Below are 10,665 nucleotides of genomic sequence, written 5' to 3'. Positions count from 1 at the left end.
GAAAGCATCTAAGCGCGAAGCGAGCCCTGAGATGAGTCATCCCTGATACTTTAAGTATCCTAAAGGGTTGTTGGAGACTACGACGTAGATAGGTCAGGTGTGTAAGTGCTGCGAGGCATTGAGCTAACTGATACTAATTGCCCGTGAGGCTTAACCATACAACACCCAAGGGGTTTTTACGGACTCCACGAAACRCTTGAATGGTGTTTGAGAGACTAGTCAGATTTTCCCAGATTGCTATTTACTGCCATTAGGTGGTGAATAAAACAGAATTTGCTTGGCGACCATAGCATTATGGACCCACCTGATCCCATGCCGAACTCAGTAGTGAAACGTAATAGCGCCGATGGTAGTGTGGGGTTTCCCCATGTGAGAGTAGGACATCGCCAGGCTTCTAATTTAGATATTCATATTGAACGATGGATATCGGATAGATACGTAAGTATTTATCACCGTGTGGAGCGGTAGTTCAGTTGGTTAGAATACCGGCCTGTCACGCCGGGGGTCGCGGGTTCGAGTCCCGTCCGCTCCGCCAATTATACTAAACCCGAGTCTAACGACTCGGGTTTTTTTATGCCTGAATAATGTGATTGTTTGCCCTTCGGTCGAATGAGTACTGCTGGAATGTTAGCCCAGCCAGCCCTCTACCACTGATACTAAGCCCAAGACTAGGCGTCCCCCGACGAAAGACTTGGGCTTTTTTACGTCTATATATTTGTGATTTGTCCTAAGGATAAATGAGTCCAGCTGGAATGCCTGCTCAGCCGCTCCGCCTCTGATATTTATCCCTGAAGTTTAAAGCTGTTCAACAGTATGGCGAATATGGTTAATAGTGTCAGCCCCAACTTTTTGCATGGTTTCCTCTTTAAAGTGATGGTGGTTATAGGTAAATGTGATCTCTAATTCACCGTTGCGTACGGTATAGATGATGTACCAGAGACTCTTACGCATTAGCTGTTCATTACGCCAGATTTCATCGAGCTCAAGTGCATCATCAAAACGTGGGTTAAACCATGGGCTATTAATAGCTTCAGGTTCACTGAACTCTTCAAGTTGGAAGTTGATTGCGACTTCCGGAGTACTCAGAGAGGAGATAAAGTGCTGAGTAGAGGCTTCATCATTGCAGTATTTCAGTAAGGGGAAGCCTGGTGCTCGTCGATTGAATTCACTAAATTGTTCGACCGTATACTGTAGCTGTTGTATCGGCGTACCAGTACTTTTCAGGGTGAATGGAATACTGAACATCTCAGTGAAGTAGCCGACGGTCCGGCTCATATCAAGTGGTAGCCCAAGTTCATTCCGGCCATGTTTTTGGACATCGATCAACACTTGCTGGTTGCGACTACGCTGGCTAATTTGATGTAAGACAGCATCTAACACTAAGGCTCGTAGTGATAATTGTCGATGAGGTTGGAGCTTATCTTTTATCGCTAAGACTTCTTCTCGAGGAAGGGTAACGCTTATCCGTCGGTCGTCTCTAGCAATGTTGTTGTGATCTGCTCCAGTATGATCCTTATTCATCGGTGAATGGCCATGCCAATCCAAGTTCCGGATAAAATCAAGTTGCTCTTGAGCCTGAGATGACCGACAAAAGGCTTGTAACCCTTGGGTATAACGGATAAATGCATGATCATTAACGGCTTTCGTTACTGCTGAGGCCGGCTGGGTTAGTGCTCTACCATAATCATCACTTAACTCATCAAACATGATATTGAGGGAGTGCCCGTCAGCTAAAAGATGATGAATGATATTGAGCAGGTAGCGTTTGTTGTATTTAGGGTAGCTAACTAAACAGAAGTGGACTGGCGAACTGGCCAAAGTGATATCTTTTTGGAGCTCGATAAGCACACCTTTGAGATGTGTAGTGAGGTCTGGTATCTGCTCAGTGAAAGTTAGCTGGCTGAAAGGAAGTGGTGAGTCATCGGAGTTAATATGCTCAAAACACTGTTTAGCTTTGAAGTGCATATTGACTCTTAGGGAATCGTGCCTCTGGTATAGAGCCGTTAAAGCCTGTCTGAGTGCCGCCAGATTAAAGTCTTTATGGGTGATTTCAAGTACTGTTAGCGCATTCCAGTGGTTAAGATCGAGATGGTCCCGTGCCGGCTGAATACATTCTTGCATTTCATAACGGTTAGGCAATGAAAGTAGTTCCTGTGACTTCCCTTCGGGTGTGAGTTCAACATTTAGTGCTGGTATTTCTAATGGAGGGGTTTCAGTCAGTTGTGCCAAGTGCTTGAGAGTGGCATTTTCACGAAACTGGTTTAGAGCAAAGTCGAGATCTTGTCGAACACATTCAGATTTAAGCATAATGAGACTTAGAGAATCACCTCCTAAGTCAAAAAAGTTATCTTCACGGCCTATTTGAGGCTGGCCTAACAAGGTTGACCAGATCTTGCTGAGCTTTATTTCTTTTTCCGTTTCGGGAGCTGTATACATATTACCAAGTAGCTGCTGAGAATCGGGCGTTGGTAATGCCTTACGATTAACTTTACCGTTTGGCGTCAGTGGTAGGCTATCAAGTAATTGATAAACCGAAGGTTGCATGTAAGCGGGTAAGTGCTGCTGGGCGTGTTTTTTTAATTCCTGAATGGCGGATTGACCCTCAACGCCTTTCCCTGTCACTAAGTAGGCGACAAGTTTTTCAGGCTTTCCTGCCACTTGAACAACAGCTTGATTGAACGATGGATGCTGTAGTAAACAGGTTTCGATCTCTCCCAGTTCAATCCTGAATCCACGTAGTTTTACCTGAAAATCGGTACGGCCAATGAATTCTAGTTCCCCTGAATCTAGGCGGCGTACGAGATCGCCAGTTTGGTAAATACGTTCATGGCTAAGCTCTGGTACTGGGTGCTTGATAAAGCGCTCTGCGGTGAGGTCGGGACGGTTATGGTAACCTCGGGCCAATCCATCCCCCCCTATAAATAACTCACCTGCAACCCCTTGTGGTACTGGGTGGCCTTGCGGGTCAAGAATATAAAAGGTCGTATTAGCGATTGGAGTTCCAATACGGGCTGGTGCTGTGTGCGTGACTTCACTAACGGCTGACCAGACACAGGTTTCGGTTGGACCATACATATTCCACAGCTGTAGGCTAGGAGATGCAAGTAAATTGTCTTGTAGGCGCTGGGTTAAAGCTTCGCCGCCACACATTGCCTTAAAGCCTGAGGGAGCTCGCCATTGTTGCTGAGTCAACATTGTCCAAGTGGCTGGTGTGGCTTGCATTGCCGTCACATCATGGTGTTGGATAAGGCTATCGAGTGCCTGACTGTCGAGAGTTTGCTCTCGGGTTGCAATAACAACTGTTCCGCCTTCTTGCAGAGGTAAGTAAAGCTCAAGTGTATGAATGTCAAACGAAATTGAGGTGACAGCTAGAAGTGTATCATCGTCAGTCAGCCCAGGTTGTTGCGCCATTGATGACAGGAAGTTACTGAGATTACGATGCTCAAGCATGACGCCTTTGGGCTTGCCAGTACTTCCTGAGGTATAAATAACATAGGCAAGATGGTTAGGTTTTAGTCCTATGTCTGCTGTACTTAAATTGGTACAGGGTTGGTGTGCTAGCTCAGTTTTATCGTCAAGAGAGATAGAGCGATATCCCCCGGCGGGTAGTTGCTCTTCAAGGTGATGCTGAGTGAGAACAAGATGAGCGTTGGCATCAGCCAACATATACTCGATACGCTCTGTTGGGTACTGTGGGTCAAGCGGCAAGTAAGCGCCGCCCGCTTTCATGATACCTAGCAAGCCGATAAGCATTTCCAGAGAGCGATCAACGTATAGTCCTACAAATTGATCGGGCCCTATCCCTTCTTGACGAAGTCGATGAGCCAGCTGATTTGCCCGTTCGTTTAATGCCTGATAGGTCAGTGCATACCCCGCGCAGTAGGCCGCAATGCTCGATGGGTTATGCTTTGCTTGTTGCTCAACTCGCTGATGAAGAAAGGCGTTTTGCTGGGTGTCTGTTGGCACTGGGTTCCAGTGGTTGAGCATTCGTTCCCGCTCTCGCTTTTCCAATAATGGCGTTGTTAGGCACTTAGCGTTAGGGGTCTGACAGATATGCTGAAGTGCAGTTAAGTAATACTGTCCGGCTGCTTGAGCTTGTTTGTTAGAGATATAATCTTGCTGATAGGACAAAGCAAGGTTGATGTCGCCAGTTAATCCCTGATGGAATGAGGTATGAAATTTGAAGCTATTTTCTTCACGGATCTCTCCATTAATAACATTGAAGCCTCTGATATCTTGCACATGCTTATAGATGTGAAAGTGGGTGTAGTTAAAGCCGAAGTCACTGAGTGGCGTAGCGTGTTGCTTGACCAGTTCCGCAAAAGGGTAGCGGCGATAAGGTTGGTGTTGCTGGAGCTGAGCTTCAATAGCTTGAGCCAGGCTTAGCCAAGAGTGATCAACTAGGTCAATAGCCAATGGAAGGCTATTGATAAATAAACCGATGACGCGTTCACCATCTATTTTTTCTAGACGACCGTTAGTCACCGTGGTGCTACACGTATCGGTACGGTTGGTGAGTAAGCCGATGACTCGAAGGTGAGCGGCTTGAAGCAAACTAGTTAGGCGTAGACCATGGCTTTTAGCCGTCTCTGCCAAATTATTGATCAGCGGTCTTGGTAATGCTGAGCGCCATTCCGCTATGCCTCCGGGCCGCTCGTTATCTGGGCGTAAGTTTGGTAGTTCATGGTACTCAAATGCGGCTAGCTGTTGCTGCCAATACTGACGGGTTACTTCATCTTTCAAGCATTTACGCTCAGCTTTGATAAAGGCTTTATAGTTTGATTGAAGCGGTTGGTCGGGGACCTCTGGGAGTAACCCCTGAATTATCAGGTAGCGCTGGAAAAGTTCAGTCAACAAGGTTGCCATACTCCACCCATCAAGGATCATGTGGTGGGCATCGATCAGTAATTGGAATTGCCCTGACTCTCTCAATAAGACCGTGAAGCGGATCTGACTCGGCTCGGTGAGGTTTAATGGTGATGCTTTGAGTTGATTGATCGTTGACTCGATCTGCACGTCAGCCGTTGGTTTATCAGCCAGCTGGCGTACTTCAAGTCTGACAATTCCCTGCTGATGAACCAGCTGCATCGGTTCACTGAATTTGGTGGCGTTAAAACTGGTGCGCAGTAATGGATGTTGGCTAAGGGTTTGTTTTATTGCTTGGGTAAATGCAGCCTGATCCCAGCGGGTTTGAAGATGTAAATTGAAGACATCATGGTATAGGGATGAATGGGTATTTAGTTGGTTATGGTAATGCATGCCAGCTTGCATTCGGCTAAGCGGGTAGCCATCAATCACTGGTGGAAGGGTCTGCTGTTGCATGGTGATATCCTTTTCATATGCCCTGCCGTATACGGCAGGGCCTTCCAATGTCGGGTTAACTGAATAGTTTTTCTCGGTCTGCATCAGACATCAGATCAAAGTCATCGTCTTCTTCTTCGATGTCGTTGGCTGGCGTTGATTGGCGAGCAATGTCAGCAAGTTGCTCAATAGTTTGGTGCTCGAACATATCTGCAACGGTAAATAGCAAACCGACTTGCTCAGCTTTGGCTACAACTTGAACGCAAAGGATGGAGTCCCCGCCTAGCTCGAAGAAATTATCTCGCACCCCAAAGTTGGTGCTTTCGAGTGCTTCTTGCCAAATCGCTGCCAGCTGCTGCTCTGAGTCATTACGTGGCTCAACACATTCGGCCGCAGATGCGTTACTTTGCAAGGGAATATCCGCTAATACTTGTCGGTTAACCTTGCCATTTGGTAGTCGTGGAATGTCATCAACAAAGGCGATGGCACTCGGCAACATACTTTCTGGTAACGAGCTGGCGAGATACTGGCGTAATTGAGCAGGATTTGGTGGTGTTAATACGGTGCTTTTTACAAAAGCGACGAGTTGGTTAGCGGCTTTGACGATGACAACAGCCTCCTCGATGGCATCATGCACTTGGAGTGAACGTTCGATCTCCCCGAGCTCAATGCGGATCCCGTTGAGTTTCACCTGTTGATCTATTCGACCTAGGTATTCAAGTTGACCATTGCTGTTTAATTTGGCGAGATCTCCGGTTCGATACGCGAGTCCTTCACCAAATGGGTTGGTAATATATTTAGCTTTGTTTTCCTGACGATTATTGAGGTAGCCCAAACCGACGCCAATACCGGCGATTAACAGCTCACCCGATACTCCGGGGTAGGTAGGGGCTAATGTTTCTTGATTGATGATATGCAATTGGCAGCCCGGTAATGATTGACCAATGGGCAGTGGCATTCGGGTTGATTGGATATCAGTATGTTTCAAATAAAATGCACTGCTGATGTCAGTACATTCTGTTGGGCCATATATGTTGGCGAGATCGCATTGTTGATCGCCTTGACTTAACCAAGGTGTCAGCTTGTTAAGATCGGGTACTTCCGCCCCCATCGCGACAAGCTTAAGGCTCTGCAGGTGACGATAGTGATGGCTTTCACTTGCTTGAACCAAGCTGTACAGCACGCTTGGTACGCAGTTAAAGAAGGTAATTTGTTCAGAGGCAATTAATTCACAGGTGGCAAAGGCATCAAAACGACCTGAAGGTGCAAGCGTCAGCTGGGCACCAGCCATTAGAGGGGCAATGATATTTTTGATACTTGCATCGAAGCTGAACGGGATTAGCTGAAGCACTCTACTTGCAGGCGTAAGTTTGGCAAACTCAATATACCATTGGCATAGGTTAGCCAATGATTGCTGAGCAATTTTAACGCCTTTAGGTTGGCCTGTAGAGCCAGATGTATACAGCACGTAGGCTAGAGCCTCATTCGCCGTTGCGATATCAGGCAGACTATTTGGGTAATCACCAAGGAAAGCTTCTGCCTCATCAAGCTGGATAGTCGCACCGCAGTAGTCAACTAACTGTCCCTCAAGCGATGAGTGGGTGAGCAGCAGTTCGGTATCGCTGTCTTCCAGCATGAATTCGATTCGGCTGTCAGGGTAATCTGGATCCAATGGTAAGAAAGGGATCCCAGCTTTGATACAAGCCAGTACGGCAATAACCAAATCGGTGGATCGTTCAAGGTAGATCCCAACAGGTACATCAGGTTCTTGAGCTATATCCCCAAGGAAGTTTGCTAGGCGATTAGATTGGCGATCCAACTCTGCCTGAGTCAGCTGTACTTTAGTGGTGCTAACGGCAATTTTGTCTGGATGCTCAAGGGCGTGCTGATGGACTTGCAACCCGACTTCGCGGAAGCTCATTGTGGGTGGTGGTGGATTGCTGGCTGGCGCGGTTCGATCCAGCCAAGGGGTTACCTCTGATAGGGGTTGTTCAGTGTTCGTTACCAAGGCTGTTAAAATTTGTTGGTAGCATGCCATCATCTGATTAATGCTGGTGGCATGGAACAAATCGCTATTGTAATGGAAAGTGGTACTTAGGCTTTGATCGGCTTGCTGATCAACACTTAAGGTCAGATCATACTGGGCCGCTGCGTTGTCTTGTCCTTCAACTGTCGTTTCAAGTCCTATCCCTGCAAGTTCATCACTTGGATTAATGTTGAATAGAAATTTAACCTGAAACAGTGGAGAGTATTGTGGATTACGGTCGACGCATAACCCTTCAACGAGTTTATCAAACGGTAATTCCTGATGGGAAAATGCCTCAAGCGTTGTTGTTTTTACGTTGTCGATCAAGGCCGCAATCGAAGCATTAGGATCGATTTGGTTTCGTAAAACAAGCTGGTTTACGAAAAAGCCAACCTTATTACCCAATTGAGGATGGTTACGATTGGCAATATCGGTGCCAACAATAATATCGTCTTGATCAGAAAGGGCACGCAGCAAAATTTGGTAAGCCGCGAGCATTACCATAAATGGTGTTGCTCCATGTTGATTGGCGACGTGCTTCACTTGCTCAATCAGTGTCGAAGGAAGTACTTCGGTATGCTTGCCGCCATTGAAACTTTGGCGAGCAGGTCGGACTGAATCATAGGGTAACTCAAGCAGTGCCGGTGCGCCGGCAAGTTGCTTCTGCCAGTAACTAAGCAGTGCTGGGGTGGACTCGGCTAATTGATTATTTTGCCATTGGCTGTAATCGATATAGCTGATATCCAAAGCCGGTAAATCGGCTTGAGTCTTCGCTTTAGCTGCTAAATAGCAAGCTTTTAGCTCTTTTAGCAGTATGCGCATAGACCAGCCGTCCACTGCAATGTGGTGAACAGTGAACAGCAGTTGGTGTTGTTCCGGCCCCAGAATGACGAGCTTAGCGGCGAAGATTGGCCCATGCTCGAGGCTGAAATTCCGTTTCGCTTCATTAGCTTGAACTGTTTCAAGCTGTTGTTGGCGTTCAACGTGATCTAGATGGCTAAGATCTATTTCGCTCAGCGTGACATCGACTTGCCCTTCTACTTGCTGTTGGGGAATACCATTATTCGCTGGGTAACAGGTCCGAAGTGTTTCGTGGCGATTGACCAGATATTGTAGGGCTTCTTGCAAGCTGCGGCGATCGAGATCGCCGCTAAGTGTTAACTTGAGAGGTAAATTACAGAGTTCCCCATACCCTAGCTGGTTCATCAACCAGAGTCGCTGCTGGGCTGAAGATAGGGGGGCGACTATCGCGCCTGTTCGCGGGACTGCTTTCTCCGGTTGTACGGCAGGTTGTGACGTCGCTTGTTGTATAGCCTGTTCAATGAAGGTTGCCAATGTGCCGAGCGTTTGATGTTCGAACAGCAATGCGTTGTCGAGGGTGAGTGAAAAATGTTTCTCGGCCTCGGCAATTAGTTGAGTGGCAGCCAGTGAATCACCACCACTATTGAAGAAGTGGCTTTCAGGTGTTAGCGATGAGGGATCGTTAAGCTTTAGTACTTCTGCCCATGCTGGTGCTAGCTGAGCCATGACATGGTTAGCCGTTATAATTTGGCTTGCCGTTTGTTTCCCATTTGAGGCTTCGGTTTCTGCAACAAGATCGGTGAAGTGACCATCGTGAAAACGTTGTTTGGTTAGTGTGCGCTGCACCTTACCACTTGATGTTTTGGGTAGAGTGCCGGGTGGTAGCAGTAGAACGGTGTCAATGCTTAGTTCCAGCTCTTGGCTGATGGCTGACTTCGCAGCTTGGCGAATTTGATCGGCTAATGGCGCATCTTGTAGTTGCTTGAGCTGGCGAGGGTTAATTTCGACCGCGAGGATCACATTGTCGTTATGTTCGCTAGTAAAGGCGACGCAGCACCCGGGGCGGATTGCGCGGTGGCTTTCTTGCCCAATACGTTCTAAATCTTGTGGGTAGTAGTTTTGGCCTCTAACGATAATGACATCTTTGATCCGACCTGAGATATAGAGCTCGCCATCAGTACAAAAGCCAAGATCGCCAGTACGCAGGTAAGGGGTGTCATCATTGGCTAATTGAGCGCCAAACACCGCTTGGCTTAGCTCTTCTAATTCCCAGTAACCTTTGGCTATACTCGGGCCTGCAACCCAAACCTCACCGACTTGCCCTTCATTGAGGATTTGTTGGCTATCTGGATCAACAATGTGAAAGTGGTGGTGTGGTGGAAAAGCACCACAGCCTACCAGCTTCTGTCCTTGTTCTTTATTGTCTGTAAGTGTGGCTTGTCGGTTTTTGAGTTGCTGCTTATCAAACAGGCGGATCACGGAAGGTGCTGCTGCTTGGCCACCAGAAAGAAAGACGGTTGCTTCGGCCATTCCATAACTAGGATAGAAAGCATTTGCTTTGAATCCCAGTCCTGCAAATCGCACGCCGAAACGGGCGAGTGTATCGGGATTGATCGGTTCTGCGGCGTTGAAGGCAATGCGCCATTGGCTGAGGTCGAGTTCAAAATAGTCTTCAGGGGCAATCTTGGCGACACACAAGTCGAAGGCAAAATTCGGAGCACCACAAATTGTGCCTTTGAACTCAGAAATAGCCTCGAACCAGCAACTCGGGCGTTTAACAAAACGAACAGGGCTCATTAATACGGAGTGTGAGCCAAGGAAGACGGGAAGTAGCATGGTATTAACGAGGCCAAGATCGTGAAATAAGGGTAGCCAGTTAACAAATACATCATCACCGTTACAGCCAGTCTGTGCGGTGAGTGCTTCTAGATTCGCCACAATGTTACCGTGACTGATCTTAACCCCCTTCGGAAGGCCTGTTGAGCCAGATGTATATTGTAAAAAAGCTAAGTTATCTTCAGCAATCGGGGGGAGAGCTGGCTGAACCGCTGTTGAGTGATTATTTGTGTCGCGCAGTAATTGATCGGTCTGTAGTAACTGGTGCGGTTGAAAAATACCATGTTCACCTGAGAAGGCATGGATCCCTTTGGCAACCTGATCATTGAAGAGAGCTAATTGCGCATTGCAACTTTTGACCACCTTGTCGATACGATCCAGCTTTTGGTTTGGTGCTGGTGGATAAAGTGGTACCGCGACGATCCCCGCATAAAGGCACGCATAAAAGGCGCGTATATAATCAAGGCCTGGGGGATAGAGCAATACGGCGCGATCTCCTTCATCTAGCTTGGTTTTTAAATGGCGTGCCAAGCTAGTTGCATCACGATGCAGCTCACTATAGCTGATGCTACTGCGTTGGTTCTTGTCATCAATAAAGGTAAACGCCGTTTTGTCGGCTTGGTGAATGGCACGTTTGGCCAGAATTGCGAGTAATGAGCGCGGTGCTTCGTGTTGTTCAATGTGTGCGTTCATGATTAATT

At 47.4% G+C, this 10,665-nt stretch carries 2 protein-coding genes, 1 tRNA gene and 2 rRNA genes; 3 read left to right on the top strand and 2 right to left on the bottom strand.

All coding sequences use genetic code 11. The features are described 5' to 3' along the window. From L4D09_RS05505 to L4D09_RS05495, 3 genes are all read left to right on the top strand, one after another. Positions 1–158 (top strand): 23S ribosomal RNA (locus L4D09_RS05505); the annotation flags it as partial. Between the two features lie 118 nt (positions 159–276). Further along, positions 277–392: ribosomal RNA gene (gene rrf, locus L4D09_RS05500) — 5S ribosomal RNA — on the top strand. 66 nt (positions 393–458) lie between these two features. Continuing rightward, positions 459–535, top strand: a tRNA-Asp gene (locus tag L4D09_RS05495). Positions 536–795: 260 nt separating this feature from the next. Here L4D09_RS05495 and L4D09_RS05490 read toward each other — a convergent pair. Next, on the bottom strand, positions 796–5,322 hold the full coding sequence (locus L4D09_RS05490; RefSeq protein ID WP_428456490.1) for a non-ribosomal peptide synthetase: 4,527 nt from the start codon (positions 5,320–5,322) through the stop codon (positions 796–798). Between the two features lie 55 nt (positions 5,323–5,377). Beyond that, positions 5,378–10,657: an amino acid adenylation domain-containing protein gene (locus L4D09_RS05485; protein ID WP_428456489.1), complete on the bottom strand. Its 5,280-nt coding sequence runs from the start codon at positions 10,655–10,657 to the stop codon at positions 5,378–5,380. Positions 10,658–10,665 lie beyond the last annotated feature (8 nt).

It is taken from the genome of Photobacterium makurazakiensis (genome assembly GCF_050336715.1).
In the GTDB taxonomy this organism is placed as follows: Bacteria; Pseudomonadota; Gammaproteobacteria; order Enterobacterales; family Vibrionaceae; genus Photobacterium; species Photobacterium makurazakiensis.
The sequence above is the reverse complement of the archived record's forward strand: the minus strand, read 5'-3'. Positions and strand labels throughout refer to the sequence as shown.